Genomic DNA, 17,539 nt, shown 5'->3' with positions numbered 1-17,539 from the left:
TCGGGCTCGGTTCGGGGCCAGGTTCCGGGACCGGGCGCGATCTGGTTCCGGAGCCGGTTCCGGTTCGAGCCCGGTGCCAGGCGTCGGTGGCTTTTGGAGGCCGCCTGCGCTCGATCACTCGTCCGGCATCCGGTTCGCGTACGACAAGGAGGCTGCCCATGTCCGCCGAACCTTCCGTTTCCCCCTCCCGCACCGGCGTCTGGCTGATCGGTGCGCGGGGCTCCGTCGCCACCACCGCCGTCACCGGATGCGCCGCCGTCTCCGCCGGGCTGCATCCCACCGCCGGCCTTGTCACCGAGGCGGAGGCCTTCGCCGCGAGCGGCCTGCCCGCCCTGTCCTCCCTCGTCTTCGGCGGGCACGACACCGTGGACTGCCCGCTGCCCAAACGCGCCGAGACCCTCGCCGCCGGCGGCGTCCTGCCACACGGTCTGTCCTCCGCCGTCCACAGTGAACTGGCCGCCGCCGACGCGGAGATCAGACCCGGCGGCCCGCTCCCCGGAGACACCCGGAGCGAGGACGCCCTCATCGAGGCCCTCGCCGCCGACATCCGCGACTTCACCCGCCGAAACGCCCTCGCCCGCACCGTCGTCGTCAACGTCGCCTCCACCGAACCCGCCCCCGACGGCACCGCCCTGCCCGCCAGCTCGCTGTACGCGGCGGCCGCCCTGCGCGCGGGCTGCCCGTACGTCAACTTCACGCCGTCGACCGGGCTGCACCACCCCGCGCTCGCCGCCGAGGCCCGTGCCTCCGCCCTGCCCTACGCGGGCCGCGACGGCAAGACCGGGCAGACCCTGCTGCGGTCCGTGCTCGGCCCGATGTTCGCGCAGCGCGCGCTGCGCGTACTGGCCTGGTCCGGAACGAACCTCCTCGGCGGCGGCGACGGCGCCGCCCTCGCCGACCCCGCCGCTGCCGCGGCCAAGAACTCCGGCAAGGAACGCGTCCTCGCGGACACCCTGGGCACGGTCCCCCAGGGCGAGGTGCACATCGACGACGTGCCCGCCCTCGGCGACTGGAAGACCGCCTGGGACCACATCGCCTTCGAGGGCTTCCTCGGCTCCCGGATGACCCTCCAGACCACCTGGCAGGGATGCGACTCGGCGCTCGCCGCACCCCTGGTCCTCGACCTGGCCCGGCTGCTGGCCCGCGCCCACGAACGCGGGCTGACCGGGCCGCGCCCCGAACTCGGCTTCTACTTCAAGGATCCCGACCCGGGCGCCCCCGCCGCGCTGGGGGAGCAGTACGCCGCGCTATTGGACTTCGGCCGACGGCTGGGGGACCAGTGATGACCCGCCACGGTCTGGTGGCCATCGCCCTGGCGGTGACCGTCGCCGCCGTCGTCGGAGCGCGCGGGTCCTCGGCCCGTGGCCGCCCGCGCCCGCCGCACGCGGCCGGCGCGCCGGACGGAACATCGCGTCCGGGGCGGGCGGACGACGATCCCGTTCTGTCCCACGCCCCGGCAGCCACGCCCACAGCTCCCCGTCCCGCCGCGGACTCCGCTCCCGCACCCACCCCGCCCCCACCCCACCGCCCCGCCCTCGGCACCCCCGCCGACTGGGTCGAACTGCTGCGGCTGCCCGCCCTGTTCACCGTCCCCGGTGACGCTCTCGCCGGGGCCGCGGCGGCGGGGCGCGCCCCCGGGGCCCGTACGCTCCTCGCCATCGGCTCGTCCCTGTGCCTCTACCAGGCGGGCATGGCGCTCAACGACTGGGCGGACCGCGCCGAGGACGCCGCCGAGCGCCCGCACCGGCCGCTCCCCTCCGGGCGGATCGCCCCCGGCGCCGCGCTCGCCGCGGCCGGCGCGCTCACCGCCCTGGGCCTCGCGCTCGCCGCCCGCGCCGGCCGGCCCGCGCTCACCGTCGCAGTACCGCTCGCCGCCACGGTCTGGGCGTACGACCTCGGACTGAAGCGGAACTGGGCCGGGCCGCCGGCGATGGCGGCGGCCCGGAGCCTCGACCTCGTACTCGGCGCCGCAGCGAGCGGCGGCCGGGTCCGCGACGCCGTACCGTCCGCCGCCGCACTCGGCGTCCACACCCTGGCCGTCACCGCCGTCTCCCGCCGCGAGACCCAGGGCGGTTCCGCCGCCGTACCGCTCGCGGCCCTCGCGGTCACCTCCGGCGTCGCGTACGCACTGGCCCCGCCCGCCGTGGCCCTCCGGCTCCCGGTGGACCGAGGTGGAGCAGCCCCCCTCGGTCCGCCGGGCCTCACCCCCGCACCGGGCGGTGCGCTCCGTGCGGCCCTCGCGCTCGGCTACGCCGCCACCGTCGCCCGCCCCCTCGCCCACGCCGTCCTCAACCCCTCCCCGCCGCTCACCCAGCGGGCCGTCGGCGGCGGCATCCGAGCCATGATCCCGCTCCAGGCCGCGCTGTCCGCCCGCGCGGGCGCACCGGTCACCGCCCTGTGCACGGCCGCCCTGGCGCCTCTGGCCCGAAGGTTCGCGAGGAAGGTGAGCGTCACGTGAGCCCCGGCCCCGCCACGGACCTCCGCTTCGGCTACGGCACCAACGGCCTCGCGGACCTGCGCCTCGACGACGCCCTCGGCCTGCTCGCCGACCTCGGTTACGACGGCGTCGGCCTGACCCTCGACCACATGCACCTCGACCCGCTCGCCCCCGACCTGGCCGCCCGCACCCGCCGGGTCGCGCACCGGCTGGACGCGCTCGGCCTGGGCGTGACGGTGGAGACGGGCGCCCGCTATGTGCTCGACCCGCGCCGCAAGCACGGCCCGTCCCTCCTGGACGAGGACCCGGAGGACCGCGCCCGGCGCGCCGACCTGCTGCTGCGGGCGGTACGGGTGGCCGCCGACCTCGGCGCGCACGCCGTGCACTGCTTCAGCGGCATCACCCCGCCCGGCACCGACCGGGACACGGCGTGGAAACGGTTCGCCGAGTCCCTGGTCCCCGTCCTGGAGGCCGCCGGCGCCTCCGGCGTCCCCCTCGCCGTGGAGCCCGAGCCCGGTCATCTCCTGGCCACCCTCGCCGACTTCCACCATCTGCGCCGCACCCTCGGCGACCCCGAGAACCTGGGCCTCACCCTCGACATCGGCCACTGCCAGTGTCTCGAACCCCTCCCTCCGGCCGAGTGCGTCCGCGCCGCCGCGCCCTGGCTGCGGCACGTCCAGATCGAGGACATGCGTCGCGGCGTGCACGAACACCTCCCCTTCGGGGACGGAGACATCGACTTCCCGCCCGTGCTCGCCGCCCTGGCCGCCACCGGCTACCAGGGCCTGACCGTCGTGGAACTGCCCCGGCACTCCCACGCCGGCCCGCACTACGCCGAGCTGTCCCTGCCGTACCTCCGCCGCGCGGCCACCACCGCCACACATACGGGCGAGCGTCCGGCCCCCGAGCATCCGGTCACCCCGGAAGGGAGCACCCGATGACCCACCCGCACGACATCGGCTCCGGCACCGGCACCGCGGGCACCCCCACGGCCGGTACCGACCCCGGACCGGCCCCGGCGGACGAGTTGCGTGCCCGTACCGACGCCGCGCTCGCCCCCGCCGCACGGGCCTGGCTCGGCCAGGCGCTCGACGAGGCCGCCACCCATCGCGGCACCCACGGCCCGATCTCCGTGTGGGAGCTGCGTCTCGCCGAGGCCGGCCGCCGCTGCGGTCCCGCCCACGCCGACGCCGCCCGCGTCCTCATCCTGCACGCGGCCCGCGCCGGCCTGGACGCCCTCACCCGGGTCTACCGCCAGGGCACCGCCGACGAACGCCGCGCCGTCCTGCGCGCCCTGCCACGCCTCGTGCCGGGACCCGACGCCCTCCCGCTCGTCGAGGACGCGCTGCGCACCAACGACACCCGGCTGCTCGCCGCCGCCGTCGGCCCGTACGCCGCCCGGCACCTGGCACCGCACGCATGGCGGCACGCCGTGCTGAAGTGCCTGTTCACCGGCGTGTCCGTGGACAGCGTCGCCGACCTGGGCCGCCGCGCCCGCGGCGACGCCGAACTCGCCCGCATGCTCGGCGACTACGCCGCCGAACGCACCGCCGCGGGCCGCCAGGTCCCCGAGGACCTGCACCGCGTCCTGGCCCTGACGGAGCCCGACACCGCGCCGCACGCCCCGGTCGACCCCCACGGCAAGGAGTCCTGATGCGCATCTTCGATCCCCACATCCACATGACGTCCAGGACCACCGACGACTACGAGGCCATGCACGCCGCCGGCGTCCGCGCCCTCGTGGAACCCGCCTTCTGGCTCGGCCAGCCCCGCACCTCGCCGGCCTCCTTCCTCGACTACTTCGACTCCCTGATCGGCTGGGAACCCTTCCGCGCCGCCCAGTACGGCATCGCCCACCACTGCACCATCGCCCTGAACCCCAAGGAGGCCAACGACCCGCGCTGCCTGCCCGTCCTCGACGAACTGCCCCGCTACCTCGTCAAGGACCAGGTGGTCGCCGTGGGCGAGATCGGCTACGACTCGATGACGCCCGAGGAGGACACCGCCCTCACCGCGCAGCTGCAGCTCGCCGCCGACCACGGGCTGCCCGCCCTCGTCCACACCCCGCACCGCGACAAGCTCGCCGGGCTGCGCCGCACCCTCGACGTCGTACGGGAGTCGGCGCTGCCCATGGACCACGTCCTGGTCGACCACCTCAACGAGACCACCGTCAAGGAGGCCAAGGACAGCGGCTGCTGGCTCGGCTTCTCCGTCTACCCCGACACCAAGATGGACGAGGAGCGGATGGTCGCGATCCTGCGCGCCCACGGCCCCGAACGGGTTCTCGTCAACTCCGCCGCCGACTGGGGCAGAAGCGACCCCCTCAAGACCCGCAAGGTGGGCGACCTGATGCTCACCGAGGGCTTCACCGAGGACGAGGTGGACCGCGTACTGTGGCGCAACCCCGTCGAGTTCTACGGCCTCAGCGGCCGGCTGAGCCTCGACGTCGTCGCGTCCGGCGCCACCCACGAGGGCAACAGCATCCTGCGCGGCGGGGAGTGAGCGATGCGCTTCCGGCACCCCGACGGCTCCACCGTCCACCTCGCCTACTGCACCAACGTCCACCCCGCCGAGACCCTCGACGGCGTCGTGGCCCAACTGCGCGACCACTGCGAGCCCGTACGCCGACGCCTGGGCCGCGACCGCCTCGGCATCGGCCTGTGGCTCGCCCGGGACGCCGCCCGCACCCTCGACACCGATCCGTCCGCGCTGCGCGCCCTGCGCGCCGAACTCGACGGGCACGGCCTCGAGGTGGTCACCCTCAACGGCTTCCCCTACCAGGGCTTCGGCGCCGAAGAGGTCAAGTACCGCGTCTACAAGCCGGACTGGGCCGACGCCGCACGCCTCGACCACACCACCGCGCTCGCCCGCATCCTCGCCGGCCTCCTGCCGGACGACGTCAAAGAGGGCAGCATCTCCACCCTGCCGCTGGCCTGGCGCACCGCCTACGACGACACCCGCGCCGAGCAGGCCCGCACCGCACTGCGCACCCTCGCCCAACGCCTCGACGCCCTCGAGGAGCTGACCGGCCGCTCCATCCGGGTGGGCCTGGAACCCGAACCCGGCTGCGTCGTCGAGACCACCCACGACGCCATCGCCCCGCTCACCGCGATCGGCCACGAGCGCATCGGGATCTGCGTCGACACCTGCCACCTCGCCACCTCCTTCGAGGACCCGCACACCGCCCTGGACGCCCTCGCCGCGGCCGGCGTCCCCGTCGTCAAGTCCCAGCTGTCCGCCGCCCTGCACGCCGAGCGGCCCCATCTGCCCGAGGTCCGCGAGGCCCTCGCCGCCTTCGACGAGCCCCGCTTCCTCCACCAGACCCGTACGGTCACCGCCGCAGGCCTGCGCGGCACCGACGACCTCGGCACCGCCCTCGGCGGCGACGTCCTGCCGGATGCCGCCCCCTGGCGCGCCCACTTCCACGTCCCCCTGCACGCGGCGCCCGCCGAACCCCTCACCTCCACCCTCCCGGTCCTCAAGGCCGCCCTCACGCGGCTCGTCGGCGGCCCGCGGCCGCTCACCCACCACCTGGAGGTCGAGACCTACACCTGGCAGGCGCTCCCGCCCGAGCTGCGCCCCCGCGACCGCGGCCGGCTCGCCGACGGCATCGCCGCCGAACTCGCCCTCACCCGCGACCTGCTGACCGACCTCGGCCTGAAGGAACTGCCATGACCCGGCCCCAGGGACCGACACCCCTGCTCGTCCTGGACGTCGTCGGTCTCACCCCGCGCATCCTCGACCACATGCCCCACCTCAAGACGCTCGCCCAGTCGGGCTCGCGCGCCGCGCTCGGCACCGTCCTGCCCGCCGTCACCTGCGCCGCCCAGTCCACCTTCCTCACCGGCACCATGCCCGCCGAGCACGGAATCGTCGGCAACGGCTGGTACTTCCGCGAACTCGGCGACGTCCTGCTGTGGCGGCAGCACAACGGCCTCGTCGCCGGCGACAAGCTGTGGGACGCCGCCCGCCGCGCCCACCCCGGCTACACGGTCGCCAACATCTGCTGGTGGTACGCCATGGGCGCCGACACCGACATCACCGTCACCCCGCGGCCCGTCTACTACGCCGACGGCCGCAAGGAACCCGACTGCTACACCCGCCCCCCGGCCCTGCACGACGAACTCACCGAAAAACTCGGCACGTTCCCCCTGTTCCACTTCTGGGGCCCCGGCGCCGACCTCGTCTCCAGCCAGTGGATCATCGACGCCACCCGCCACATCCTGCGCACCCGCCGACCCGACCTGACGCTCTGCTACCTGCCCCACCTCGACTACGACCTGCAGCGCTACGGCCCCGCCGACCCGCGCTCCCTGCAAGCGGCGGCCGACCTCGACGCCGCCATGGCCCCGCTCCTGGACGACGCCCGCGCCGAGGGCCGTACCGTCGTCGTGCTGTCGGAGTACGGCATCACCCGCGCCGACCGGCCCGTCGACATCAACCGCGCCCTGCGCCGGGCCGGCCTGCTCGAAGTGCACACCCAGGACGGCATGGAGTACCTCGACCCGATGGCCTCCCGCGCCTTCGCCGTCGCCGACCACCAGATCGCCCACGTCTACGTGCGTCGCCCCGAGGACCTGGACGCCACCCGGGCCGCCCTCGACGGACTGCCCGGCATCGAGCGACTCCTCGACGACGAGGGCAAGAAGGCCCACCACCTCGACCACCCGCGCTCCGGCGAACTCGTCGCCGTCGCCGAGCCGGACGCCTGGTTCACGTACTACTACTGGCTCGACGACGAGCGCGCGCCCGACTTCGCGCAGCTCGTAGAGATCCACCGCAAACCCGGTTACGACCCGGTCGAACTCTTCATGGATCCGCAGGACCCCTATGTGAAGGTCAAGGCCGCGACCGCCGTGGCCCGTAAGAAACTCGGCCTGCGCTACCGCATGGCGGTCGTGCCACTCGACGCCTCACCCATCCGCGGCAGCCACGGCCGCCTGCCCGCGAGCGACGACGACGGTCCGCTCCTCCTGTGCTCCACCCCCCGCGCCGTCGGCGACCGCATCGCGGCCACCGACGTGAAGTCCCTCCTGCTCCACCTCGCCGGTCTCGGCCACGCAGACCCCAAGCCCGAAGAGAGGCACCCGTGAACGACATCCACGCGACCGACCACGGAACCGACGAACAGCTGCGCCGCAGCCTGGGCATCGGCCGCCGCAGCTTCCTCAGCACCTGCACCGCCGTCGCGGCCGGGGCCATCGCCGCACCCGTCCTCGGCGCGGCCCCCGTGCTGGCGGCCCCCGCCGAGTCGAACGGCAAGGCCAAGGGCCACCTGCTCGTCCCCGAGGACAAGCGCGGCATCATCCTCTACACCGTGCGCGACGCCACCGGCCGCGACCCGTACTCCACCAGCCTGCCCTCCGGCTTCCGCGGCGTGTTCGAGCAACTGGCCCGGTTCGGCTACCGCCAGGTGGAGTTCGCGGGCTACGGCCAGCACGCCAACGCCCCCGGCGGCGCCAACCTGGAGAACGTCGAGGGAGCCCGGCTGCTGCGCCGCTGGCTGGACGAGTACGGGCTGCGGGCGCAGGGCAACCACGGCTTCATCCCCGGCTCCTGGCCGCTGACCACCGGCGACCTGGACACGTTCAAGAAGCACCTGGAGATCGCCAACATCCTCGGCATGCAGCACGTGGGGACCGGCAACGACCCCACCGGCAGCAACTACAAGGCCGACTGGGACGCCGCGGCGGAGAAGTGGCACGCCCTCGGCGAGATCGCCCGCCGCGCCGGGCTCAAGCTCTACACCCACAACCACGACGCCGCCTACGGCTTCCTGCTCGACGGCGGCCCGCTCGACGCGCAGGGCCGCCCGACCCGCAGCTCCGGCATCCGCAAGCTGGAGTACTTCCTGTCCATCACCGACCCGAAGCTGATCTGGCTGGAGATGGACATCTTCTGGGCGCACGTGGCCCAGTACAAGTTCCGCACCTACACCGACCACGACGGGGCCACCCGGCAGAACATCTTCGACCCGGCCGGGCTGGTCACCCGCCACAACAAGCGCTACCCGCTGTTCCACGCCAAGGACGGCGTCATCAACAACACCAGCGGACAGGGCTACGACATGGTCCCGTTCGGCACCGGCGTCATCGACTACACCACCTTCTTCACCCGGGTCGGCGACCCGAACTACCACCACCCGATGGTCGAGCAGGACAACGCCCCGAGCTCCACCGACCCGGCCCAGTCGCTGGAACACGCCCGGATCGGCTACCGGAACATGGCCGCGCTGCGCCGCAAGTGACGAACGGGAAGGGGCCCTCCCCGCAGCCGCGGGGAGGGCCCCTTCCGGGGGCGGATACGCAGGTGAAACGCACTCCGAAAGCTTGGTATTGTTGTCCATGTCGCCGCGGGGAACACCCCCGGTCAGGCGGCAGACACCTGGTCCGGGTGGCGGAATGGCAGACGCGCTAGCTTGAGGTGCTAGTGCCCTTTATCGGGCGTGGGGGTTCAAGTCCCCCCTCGGACACTCTCTGTAACGAAGAGCGAGGACCACGACCTTACGGTCGCGGTCCTCTTCGCGTTTCGTAGCTGCAACAGGGGCTCCCCCACCTCGACCACACTCGCACTGGCGTCATACGCGTATTACGATGTCTTCGTGGCAAAGACGCGCATCAGCATCAGCTTGGAGCAGGACCAGGCCGAACGCATCAGGCAGCACGCGGAACGGGCGGGCATGGACGTCTCGGCCTACCTGGTGCATGCCGCGACGCGCCAGATGGCCGAGAGCGACGCCATAGAGGAACAGTTCGCCGAGGTGGACGCGCTCATCGCCCGGGCGGAGCGGGCAGCGGACGGGCTGCCTGCCGAACCCGCCCCGGAACCGGCCGCGGAACTGACGGAGCAGGAGCGCCGCGAGGTCGAGGAGGCCCTGGGCCTCGTCCACGGCCGGGACCGGCAAGGCCGTTGTCCGGGACACGCCGCGTGAGCGCACGGGTGCCGGTCTACGACACCGGCATGCTCATCGCACTCGCCGACCGCAAGGCGAAGGCGATGGCTCTCCACGAGGGACTGCGCACGGCCCCGCACCGAGCGCTGGTGCTCGGACCGGTCCTCGCCCAGGTGTGGCGCCCCCAGCCGGCGCTGGTACACGCCCTGTCCGGCGTCCTGAAGGGCTGCACGGTCCCTCAGGCCCGTACGTCCGAGCCGCCCATGCGCGAGACGAAGGCGGGCCGTCCGGAGTGTCTGGCCTGTGCGACGGGCCCGGACCTCGCGGACTGGCGGCGCGTCGGCACCGCTCTGGGTCGGGCGGCCCTGCCGGCGGAGAAGCGGCCGGACGCCGTGGACGCCTGGGTGGCCCTGGCAGCGGCCCGGCACGGCAGCGCGGTGATCTTCACCACCGACCCGGGGGACATCCATGCCTACCTGACGGTCCTCGCACCGACGGACGTGCACGTGGTCGCCGTCTGACGACCGGGAGCCACGCTCCGTCCCGTCCAGGTGGTCGCGCAGTACCCGCAGTCGCGGATGCGGGTCGTCGTCTTCGCCTATGACACCCGCCTGTCGTAGGCCCTGAAGTACCTGCGGCTGCCCGTCACCGTCCTCGCTGTCGACCGCCGTGAGCGCTCCGCTGTACGGGTCCGTTATGGCCGCCGGAAGATCTGTCCCAAAAGTGCAGTGCGAGCCGTATCGGGTACACGCCAAGATCGCCTCTATGAGGGAGATCATCACCTTATCGGCCACTGTGCTGACCGCTGCGGTCCTTCTGTCCGGCACTTCTCCTGCGCAGGCAAAGCCGAATCCGGTCGTGCCGGACCCATTCGACAAGCGAGTCCGCTGTACGTCGACCGATGACGACGGACGCAAGATCGTCACACGGTACGGAAACTCCCAGCTCGGCTGGAACCACTTCACCCACCGTCACAACATCAAGAAGTGTGCGATCCTCAACGCGGCTCTCAAGGACAAGGTCGACCGCAACGACGGCCATGGGCGTCTGGAGTACGACGGCGTCGCGATCAGGACCGGCGGCAAGCCCGCGCAGGTCAAGTTCGTCGTGATCGTTCAGTACACACGCAAGACCAAGGACGGAAAGCACGACGCCGGTAAAGGACAGAAGATAGGTGTCGTCAACGCCTTCTGCCGCAACCAGCCGAACAACAAGTGCCCCGCATGGATGAACCAGTGACGGATCCCGAAGACCGGGAGCAGCAGTCGGCCGTCAGCCGCCTGCTGCTCTACTACCTCAACGCGCCCATCGCCGACGGCTGCCACCTGCACGGAGTCCTGCCCGCCCCCGGCGCCGTACGCATCGCCATCCACGCCGGAGACGACGAGGAGGGCGCCACCTTCCTGTACGAGATCCCCCACGACACCGTCGCCCCGTACTACATCCCCGGCATCCTGCGCACTGTCCTGGCCGGCACCCAGCTCTACGGCAGCAGCGACATCAGCGAAGCCATGGGGATGACGGTCATCCGCCTCCACCCGGAGGAGATCACCCCGGATCCCGAACCCGAACAGGGCCAGGCGCTCACCGTACTGCGGGCGCTGTCCGACCCCGGCGACGACGAGCACCCCTTCATGATCGGGTTCCTGATGCTGGGGCATGCCGTGTTGCGCGTGTACGTGCAGCGTCCCGACCGCCCCGGCATCATCGGCGCCGACATCCGACTGACCAACGCGCCCACCGCACTGATCGCCTCCCTGCCTGCCCTCATCGAGGAGGAGCAGCACCAACGGCCGGCCCCCGACGACCCGCACTGCGATCTCCTCGTGGACCTGACCGACTGGTAGGGCCGGTAACCGTTCTGCCGATCACTTGATCGACGTGAGGCCGCTTCTGGTGAGCGCCGCCAGCGGCCGCCCGTCACGCGACGTTGCTCGGCACCTCGAATCGTGGAGAGCGGCCGTGTCACGTGCCCCCGAACCGGGTCGCGCGGGAGCGGGCGCAGGCCTATGGACGTCCATGTTGTCGGCCTTCTCGCCGGTGCCGGAGGTGTGGACGCGCTGTGCGATGCCCTCGGGACTCTCAGTGATCCCGTGGCCCAGGCGGTCAGTGGAGCACCACGGTGCGTCGGCCGTGGACGACCACGCGGCCCTCGCAGTGCCAGCGCACCGCTCTGACCAGCGCCGCCGCCTCCGTGTCGCGTCCGACGGCGACCAGATCCTCCGGTGTGTGCGTATGGTCGACTGCGGTGACCTCCTGGGCGATGATCGGGCCCTCGTCGAGGTCGGCGGTGACGTAGTGCGCCGTCGCCCCCACCACCTTGACCCCGTGCTCGTATGCCTGGTGGTAGGGCTTGGCGCCCTTGAAGCTCGGCAGGAAGGAGTGGTGGATGTTGATCGCCCTGCCCGCGAGCCGCGTGCACAGGCCGTCGGACAGCACCTGCATGTAACGGGCCAGGACCACCAGCTCCGCGTCGAACTCCTCGACGACGCGGAGCAGCTCGTCCTCGGCGGACTGCTTGGTGGCGGCGGTCACCGGGATGTGGACGAAGGGGACGCCGTAGGAGCCGACGAGTGCTTCGTGGTCGCGGTGGTTGGAGACCACGGCGACCACGTCGGCCGGAAGGTCGCCGCTCCGGGCCCGGAAGAGCAGGTCGTTGAGGCAGTGTCCGTAGCGGGACACCATGATCAGGACGCGGCGCCGGGTACGGGCCGGTTCGAGGTGCCACCGCATGGCGAAGCGCGAGGCCACGGCGGCGAAGTCCCGGCGCAGGGCGCCGGTGTCGTCTTCGCCGCCGGTGGAGGCGAAGCACACCCGCATGAAGAAGTGGCCGTCGCGGCGGTCGCCGAACTGCTGGTTGTCGACGATGTCGCAACCGTGCTCGAGGAGGAACCGCGAGACCTCGTAGACGATGCCGGGGGCTTCGGCGCAGTCGAGAGTGAGTATGTGTTCGGTCATGGGGTCAGCACTCGATGACGTTGACGGCGAGGCCGCCGCGGGCGGTCTCCTTGTACTTGGTCTTCATGTCGCGGCCGGTGTCCCGCATGGTCCTGATCGCCTTGTCGAGGCTGACCTTGTGGGTGCCGTCGCCGGCCAGGGCCAGCCGCGCCGCGTTGATGGCCTTGACGCTCGCGACGGCGTTGCGTTCGATGCAGGGGATCTGCACCAGACCGCCCACCGGGTCGCAGGTCAGGCCCAGGTTGTGCTCGATGCCGACCTCGGCCGCGTTCTCCACCTGGGCGGGGCTGCCGCCGAGCACTTCGCACAGCGCCCCCGCCGCCATGGCGCACGCGGACCCGACCTCGCCCTGGCAGCCGACCTCGGCGCCGGAGATGGAGGCGTTCTCCTTGAACAGGATGCCGATGGCGGCGGCGGTCAGCAGGAAGCGGACGACGCCGTCGTCGTCGGCGCCGGGCACGAAGTGCGCGTAGTAGTGGAGGACGGCGGGCACGATCCCGGCCGCCCCGTTGGTGGGGGCGGTCACGATACGGCCGCCCGAGGCGTTCTCCTCGTTCACGGCGAGGGCGAACAGGTTCACCCAGTCCATGCCCCGCAGCGGGTCCGTGCTGTCGTGGCCGGCGGCGTTCAGCTCGCGGTGGAGCGCCGGCGCGCGCCGGGGGACCTTCAGGCCGCCCGGCAGCACGCCCTCGCGCCGGCAGCCGCGGTCGACGCACGCCCGCATGACCGCCCACAGGTCGAGCAGTCCGGCGCGCACCTCGGCCTCGGGCCGCCACGCCTGTTCGTTGGCGAGCATCACCTCGCTGATCGTCAGGTTCTCGCGGGCGCAGATCTCGAGCAGTTCGGCACCCGAGCGGAACGGGAACCGCACGGGCGTGGCGTCCGCGACGACGCGGTCGGCGCCGGTGGCCTCCTCGTCGACGACGAAGCCGCCGCCGACGGAGTAGTAGGTGCGGGCGGCCAGTTCCCGCCCGTCCGCCGCAAGGGCCCGAAACGTCATGCCGTTGGGGTGGGCGGGCAGGGACCTTCGCCGGTGCAGCACCAGGTCCTTGTCGCTGTCGAAGCGGATCCGGTGCTTGCCGCCGAGCAGCAGGCCGCCGTCGGCGCGGACCCGCGCGACCCGGTCGTCGGACCGGTCGGTGTCGACGGTGGCCGGGTCCTCGCCCTCCAGGCCGAGGACGACGGCCTTGTCGGAGCCGTGTCCCCGGCCGGTGGCGCCGAGCGAGCCGTACAGCTCCGCCCGGACGCCCACCACGCCGTCCAGCAGCCCGTCCCGCTCCAGTCCCTCGACGAAGCGCCTGGCCGCCCGCATCGGCCCCACCGTGTGGGAGGAGGAGGGGCCGATGCCGACCGAGTACAGGTCGAAGACGCTGAGGGCCATCAGGGAACCTCGGGGCCCTGGTACTCGCTCATCGCGTCGATGAGCCAGCGGGCCAGGTAGTCGGCGAACGAGGACCGGGGGAAGAGCCGGTACGTCGTGTCACCGGTCTGCCAGAGCACCACCGGGATCGGTCCGACCTGCGTGGCCACCGCCCGGCCCGGCCCGAAGGAGCGCGGGTGCAGGTCCAGGGCGCAGCCCTTCTCCAGGACCTGGCGGGCCGAGGGTCCGCTCAGCTCCAGCGTGGTCCGGTTCGCCGACACGTCGACGACCGAGCCCGGGTCCCCGGCGAGCGCGTCCAGCAGCCCGGCGACGAGTTCCGGCCCGTCGCCCTGGGACAGTACGAGCCACTCGTCGGGCCCGAGCCACACCGCGGTGTGCGGGCCGGCCTGCGCGGCCTGGCCGCAGTGGTCCGGCAGCGGCGCGCCGAGCACCGAGCCGATGCGGCCGGCCGCTTCGGAGGCGAGGTCGACGCGCAGGCTCACCATGGTGACGAACGGCCACTCGGTCAGCGACACGCCCCGGGCGCCGGTGACGGTGGCGGCGCGCATCCGCTCCTGAAGGTGCGTCAGCGGGCTGCGGCGCAGCGCCGCCGGTCCCGCGTCGATCAGCTCAGCCATCTCGCTTGGTCCCTTCGGGGTCGTAGAGCACGGGTTCGGCCACCAGGACGGGCACCAGGGTGTCGCCGACCGGGGCGATCAGGGTCTCGCCGATCCTGCCCCGCCCGTCGGCGACGAGCGCGAGGGCGAACGGCCTGCCCAGGGCCTCGCTGTGGTAGCTGGAGGTGACGTGGCCGAGCATCGGCACCGGCCCGTCCTGCGGGGTGATGGGGACGCCCGGCGCGACGATCTGGGAGCCCTCCGGCAGCCGGGTGGTGCCGTCGGTGGGCAGCAGGCCGACCAGGTGCTTGCGGTCGGTGCGCGCGGTGTCGGGGCGGCTGAAGGAGCGTTTGCCGATGAAGTCCTTCTGCTTGGAGACCGCCCAGGCCATGCCCGCGTCGTGCGGGGTGACCGTCCCGTCGGTGTCCTGGCCGACGATGACGTAGCCCTTCTCGGCGCGCAGGACGTGCATGGTCTCGGTGCCGTAGGGGGTGATGCCGTACCGCTGTCCGGCCGCGTGCACCTGCTCCCAGACGGCGAGCCCGTACCACGCGGAGACGTTGATCTCGTAGGCGAGTTCGCCGGAGAAGGAGATCCGGCAGATGCGGGCGGGGATTCCGGAGGCCAGGGTGGTCTCACGGAAGGCCATGAAGGGGAACGCCTCGTTGGACAGGTCCAGGTCGGGGGCGAGCCGGCCGACGACCTCGCGGGACTTGGGGCCGACGACGGCGATCGTGGACCACTGCTCGGTCACCGAGGTGCAGTGCACGTCGAGTTCGGGCCACTCGGTCTGCAGCCACTCCTCCAGCCAGTCCAGGACGCCGGCCGCGCCGCCCGTCGTGGTGGTCATGAAGTAGCGGTTCTCGTCCAGGCGCAGGGTCACGCCGTCGTCGAAGATCATGCCGTCGGGCTTGCACATCACGCCGTAGCGGGCGGAGCCGGGCTTGAGCTTCTTGAAGGCGTTGGTGTAGACCCGGTTGAGGAACTCGCCCGCGTCCGCGCCCCAGATCTCGATCTTGCCGAGGGTGGAGGCGTCCATGAAGGCGACGCCCTCGCGGGCCGCGCGGCACTCGCGCGCCACCGCGGCGTCCATGTCCTCCCCCTCCTGGGGGAAGTACCACGGCCGCTTCCACTGCCCGACGTCCTCGAACTCCGCGCCGTGGGCGACGTGCCAGCTGTGGATCGACGTCATGCGCTCGGGGTCGAACAGGTCGCCGCGCTCGCGTCCGGCGAGGGCGGCGAAGGCGATCGGGGTGTACGGCGCCCGGTAGGCGGTGGTGCCGATCTCGCCCGGCGAGGCGCCGTCGCCAAGGGCGGCGGCGATCACGCCGATCGCGTTGACGCCCGAGGTTTTGCCCTGGTCGTTGGCCGTGCCGAGCGAGGTGTAGCGCTTGACGTGCTCGACGCTGCGCATGCCGGCGCCGGTGGACCGCCACACGTCGGCGACGGTGACGTCGCGCTGGTGGTCGACGAAGTGGGTGTCCCAGGTGCCGGGACCGGAGCCGGAGCCGTCGGAGCCGTCGCCGGGTGCGGGCACCAGCCACAGCGCGCGCACCGGGGCGCGGCCGGCGGTGGTGTCGGCGGGCGCGGCGGGGACGGGCACCGGGAACCCGGCGTCCGTGGCGGCCCGCGCACCGGCCCGCGCGCCCTCGGCGAGCGCGCCGTCGAGGTCGTAGGTCCCGCGGGCGGCGCCGGCGACCTGCTGGTCGCGGACCGTGCCGTCGGGCACGAAGGCGGCCAGTTCACCGTCCCAGCGCAGCTTGCCCTGACGCTGGCTGTGCAGGTGCACCACCGGGCTCCAGCCGCCCGAGACGGCGAGCAGGTCGCAGTCGAACGAGACGGGTTCGCCGGTGAGTTCGCCGCTGTCGTCGAGGCCCTGGACGGTGACGCCGGTGAGGCGACCCTCGCCCGCCGTGCCGGTCACCGTGCTGCCGGTCAGCACCTTGACGCCGGTGGCCGCGGCGACCTCGGCCGCCCGCCGGGACAGCTCGGGGCGGGCGTCGACGACGGCGGCGATCTCCACGCCGGCCGCGTGCAGGTCGGCGACCGTGTCGTAGGCGCTGTCGTTGGTGGTGCTCACGACGGTGCGGGAGCCGGGCGCCACCGCGTAGCGGTTGACGTAGGAGCGGACGGCGGAGGCGAGCATCACGCCGGGGCGGTCGTTGCCGGCGAACACCAGCGGCCGCTCGTGGGCGCCGGGGGCCAGGACCACCTGGCGGGCCCGGATGTGCCACAGCCGCTGCCGCGAGACGCCCTCGGACGGGGCGGGGGCGTCGGCGCCGAGGTGGTCGGTGCGCCGCTGCAGGGCCAGGACGTAGTTGTCGTCGTAGGAGCCGAAGGCGGTGGTGCGGGTCAGCACGGTGACCTCGGGGGCGGCGTCGAGGGCCGCGCGGACCTCGGCCACCCACTCCAGGGCGGCCCGCCCGCCGACCGTTTCGGTGCGCCCGGACAGCAGCGAACCGCCGGGCTCGCGCTGGTCGTCGACGAGGATCACGCGGGCGCCGGAGCCGGCGGCCGCGGTGGCCGCCGCGAGTCCTGCGGGGCCCGCTCCGACGATCAGTACGTCGGTGTGCACGTACTTCTTGTCGTAGACGGCCGGGTCCGGGGCCGGGTCGAGGACGCCCATGCCGGACAGGGTCGTGGCGGACAGCCCGTCGTACAGCTCCACGGTGGTGGCGGGCAGCATGCCCTCCGAGCACGGTCCGTCGATCTGGAGCAGGGCGTTGGACTCCTCCACGCCGGCGGAGACGATGCCGCGGGGACGGCCCCGGTAGAGGGACGGCCCGACCTCGACGGCACCATGGGCCAGCAGGGCGGAGGCGACGGTGTCACCGGGGTGGCCGGTCAGCTCGCGGCCGTCGACGGTGAACCGCAGCACGGTGCCGCGGTCGACGCGGCCGCCGTGCGGCAGACGGAATTCCTGGTCGGTCATCGGTTCCCTCCGGCCGGATCGGCCATCTGGCGAAGGTCCTTGGGCCCGGACGGCCCGGGAACCTCGGGGCGGGGCTCGTCGAGCCGGTAGACGGCGAGCACGTCGTAGGTGACGGTGTCGCGTACGACGTTGAACCAGCGGCGGCAGCCCGTGGAGTGCACCCACCGCTCGGCGAAGGGGCCCTTGGGGTTGTCCCGGTAGAAGACGTACTCGGCCCACTGTTCGTCGGTGAGCTCCCCGGGCGTCTCGGGGAAGGGGAGGTGGGCCTGGCCCCCGTAGTGGTACTCGGTCTCGTCCCGAGGACCGCACCATGGGCAGTTCAGCAGCAGCACGGTGTCCTCCT

General features: G+C 72.8%; 17 protein-coding genes and 1 tRNA gene. 13 read left to right on the top strand and 5 right to left on the bottom strand.

The genetic code is table 11. The features are described from left to right. Positions 1 to 158 precede the first annotated feature (158 nt). From ACIOWN_RS13150 to ACIOWN_RS13090, 13 genes are all read left to right on the top strand, one after another. Positions 159 to 1,283 (top strand): inositol-3-phosphate synthase, encoded by a 1,125-nt coding sequence (locus ACIOWN_RS13150; protein WP_362353722.1) that lies wholly within the window; start codon positions 159 to 161, stop codon positions 1,281 to 1,283. Beyond that, the gene (locus ACIOWN_RS13145) at positions 1,283 to 2,458 is read left to right on the top strand and encodes an SCO3242 family prenyltransferase (RefSeq protein ID WP_401982183.1); all 1,176 of its coding nucleotides are present in this window, start codon (positions 1,283 to 1,285) and stop codon (positions 2,456 to 2,458) included. Before ACIOWN_RS13150 ends, ACIOWN_RS13145 begins: the two co-directional genes overlap by 1 nt. Then, positions 2,455 to 3,378, top strand: coding sequence for a sugar phosphate isomerase/epimerase family protein (locus ACIOWN_RS13140; protein ID WP_401982180.1), 924 nt, complete (start codon positions 2,455 to 2,457; stop codon positions 3,376 to 3,378). Before ACIOWN_RS13145 ends, ACIOWN_RS13140 begins: the two co-directional genes overlap by 4 nt. After that, positions 3,375 to 4,091: an EboA domain-containing protein gene (locus ACIOWN_RS13135; protein ID WP_362353727.1), complete on the top strand. Its 717-nt coding sequence runs from the start codon at positions 3,375 to 3,377 to the stop codon at positions 4,089 to 4,091. The genes ACIOWN_RS13140 and ACIOWN_RS13135 overlap by 4 nt, the downstream gene beginning before the upstream one ends. Then, positions 4,091 to 4,939: a TatD family hydrolase gene (locus tag ACIOWN_RS13130; RefSeq protein ID WP_362353729.1), complete on the top strand. Its 849-nt coding sequence runs from the start codon at positions 4,091 to 4,093 to the stop codon at positions 4,937 to 4,939. The genes ACIOWN_RS13135 and ACIOWN_RS13130 overlap by 1 nt, the downstream gene beginning before the upstream one ends. A 3-nt stretch (positions 4,940 to 4,942) precedes the next feature. Beyond that, the gene (gene eboE, locus ACIOWN_RS13125; protein WP_362353731.1) at positions 4,943 to 6,112 is read left to right on the top strand and encodes a metabolite traffic protein EboE; all 1,170 of its coding nucleotides are present in this window, start codon (positions 4,943 to 4,945) and stop codon (positions 6,110 to 6,112) included. Further along, the gene (locus ACIOWN_RS13120; RefSeq protein WP_362353733.1) at positions 6,109 to 7,530 is read left to right on the top strand and encodes a nucleotide pyrophosphatase/phosphodiesterase family protein; all 1,422 of its coding nucleotides are present in this window, start codon (positions 6,109 to 6,111) and stop codon (positions 7,528 to 7,530) included. Before eboE ends, ACIOWN_RS13120 begins: the two co-directional genes overlap by 4 nt. Further along, positions 7,527 to 8,684 carry a sugar phosphate isomerase/epimerase family protein gene (locus ACIOWN_RS13115; RefSeq protein WP_401982176.1) on the top strand — a complete coding sequence of 386 codons (1,158 nt, stop codon included), beginning with the start codon at positions 7,527 to 7,529 and terminating at the stop codon, positions 8,682 to 8,684. The genes ACIOWN_RS13120 and ACIOWN_RS13115 overlap by 4 nt, the downstream gene beginning before the upstream one ends. Positions 8,685 to 8,824: 140 nt before the next feature. Continuing rightward, positions 8,825 to 8,909: transfer RNA gene (locus ACIOWN_RS13110), tRNA-Leu, on the top strand. A 129-nt stretch (positions 8,910 to 9,038) separates the two neighbouring features. Next, entirely contained in the window at positions 9,039 to 9,368 is a 330-nt protein-coding gene (locus tag ACIOWN_RS13105; RefSeq protein WP_362353735.1) for a plasmid mobilization protein, read from the top strand. Next, entirely contained in the window at positions 9,365 to 9,850 is a 486-nt protein-coding gene (locus ACIOWN_RS13100) for a hypothetical protein (protein WP_362353737.1), read from the top strand. Before ACIOWN_RS13105 ends, ACIOWN_RS13100 begins: the two co-directional genes overlap by 4 nt. 244 nt (positions 9,851 to 10,094) lie before the next feature. Continuing rightward, a complete protein-coding gene (locus tag ACIOWN_RS13095) occupies positions 10,095 to 10,568 on the top strand; it encodes a hypothetical protein (protein WP_362353739.1) in 474 nt (157 codons plus the stop codon). Next, positions 10,565 to 11,176, top strand: coding sequence for a hypothetical protein (locus tag ACIOWN_RS13090; RefSeq protein ID WP_362353741.1), 612 nt, complete (start codon positions 10,565 to 10,567; stop codon positions 11,174 to 11,176). The genes ACIOWN_RS13095 and ACIOWN_RS13090 overlap by 4 nt, the downstream gene beginning before the upstream one ends. Positions 11,177 to 11,435: 259 nt before the next feature. On the opposite strand, the gene purU is transcribed toward ACIOWN_RS13090, so the two are convergent. Genes purU through ACIOWN_RS13065 form a run of 5 tightly spaced genes read right to left on the bottom strand, consistent with a single transcriptional unit; the run spans position 11,436 to position 17,528 of the window. Beyond that, positions 11,436 to 12,287, bottom strand: a complete 852-nt coding sequence (purU, locus tag ACIOWN_RS13085) for a formyltetrahydrofolate deformylase (RefSeq protein WP_362353743.1) — start codon at positions 12,285 to 12,287, stop codon at positions 11,436 to 11,438. A gap of 4 nt (positions 12,288 to 12,291) precedes the next feature. Next, a complete protein-coding gene (locus tag ACIOWN_RS13080; RefSeq protein WP_362353745.1) occupies positions 12,292 to 13,668 on the bottom strand; it encodes an L-serine ammonia-lyase in 1,377 nt (458 codons plus the stop codon). Then, the gene (locus tag ACIOWN_RS13075) at positions 13,668 to 14,285 is read right to left on the bottom strand and encodes a sarcosine oxidase subunit gamma family protein (RefSeq protein WP_362353747.1); all 618 of its coding nucleotides are present in this window, start codon (positions 14,283 to 14,285) and stop codon (positions 13,668 to 13,670) included. The genes ACIOWN_RS13080 and ACIOWN_RS13075 overlap by 1 nt, the downstream gene beginning before the upstream one ends. Next, entirely contained in the window at positions 14,278 to 17,196 is a 2,919-nt protein-coding gene (locus ACIOWN_RS13070) for a sarcosine oxidase subunit alpha family protein (RefSeq protein ID WP_401982171.1), read from the bottom strand. Before ACIOWN_RS13070 ends, ACIOWN_RS13075 begins: the two co-directional genes overlap by 8 nt. Next, positions 17,193 to 17,528 (bottom strand): sarcosine oxidase subunit delta, encoded by a 336-nt coding sequence (locus tag ACIOWN_RS13065; RefSeq protein WP_362353751.1) that lies wholly within the window; start codon positions 17,526 to 17,528, stop codon positions 17,193 to 17,195. The genes ACIOWN_RS13070 and ACIOWN_RS13065 overlap by 4 nt, the downstream gene beginning before the upstream one ends. Positions 17,529 to 17,539: the final 11 nt, after the last annotated feature.

This window comes from Streptomyces sp. NPDC087787 (genome assembly GCF_044743035.1).
GTDB lineage: Bacteria > Actinomycetota > Actinomycetes > Streptomycetales > Streptomycetaceae > Streptomyces.
This window is presented reverse-complemented; position numbering and strand designations above follow the sequence as displayed.

Bases quoted from the DNA above. Each gene is read 5' to 3' on its own strand.
- eboE (WP_362353731.1), top strand. From the start codon at position 4,943: ATGCGCTTCCGGCACCCCGACGGCTCCACCGTCCACCTCGCCTACTGC.
- ACIOWN_RS13150 (WP_362353722.1), top strand. From the start codon at position 159: ATGTCCGCCGAACCTTCCGTTTCCCCCTCCCGCACCGGCGTCTGGCTG.
- ACIOWN_RS13080 (WP_362353745.1), bottom strand. From the start codon at position 13,668: ATGGCCCTCAGCGTCTTCGACCTGTACTCGGTCGGCATCGGCCCCTCC.
- ACIOWN_RS13145 (WP_401982183.1), top strand. From the start codon at position 1,283: ATGACCCGCCACGGTCTGGTGGCCATCGCCCTGGCGGTGACCGTCGCC.
- ACIOWN_RS13130 (WP_362353729.1), top strand. From the start codon at position 4,091: ATGCGCATCTTCGATCCCCACATCCACATGACGTCCAGGACCACCGAC.
- ACIOWN_RS13075 (WP_362353747.1), bottom strand. From the start codon at position 14,285: ATGGCTGAGCTGATCGACGCGGGACCGGCGGCGCTGCGCCGCAGCCCG.
- ACIOWN_RS13135 (WP_362353727.1), top strand. From the start codon at position 3,375: ATGACCCACCCGCACGACATCGGCTCCGGCACCGGCACCGCGGGCACC.
- purU (WP_362353743.1), bottom strand. From the start codon at position 12,287: ATGACCGAACACATACTCACTCTCGACTGCGCCGAAGCCCCCGGCATC.
- ACIOWN_RS13095 (WP_362353739.1), top strand. From the start codon at position 10,095: ATGAGGGAGATCATCACCTTATCGGCCACTGTGCTGACCGCTGCGGTC.
- ACIOWN_RS13070 (WP_401982171.1), bottom strand. From the start codon at position 17,196: ATGACCGACCAGGAATTCCGTCTGCCGCACGGCGGCCGCGTCGACCGC.
- ACIOWN_RS13120 (WP_362353733.1), top strand. From the start codon at position 6,109: ATGACCCGGCCCCAGGGACCGACACCCCTGCTCGTCCTGGACGTCGTC.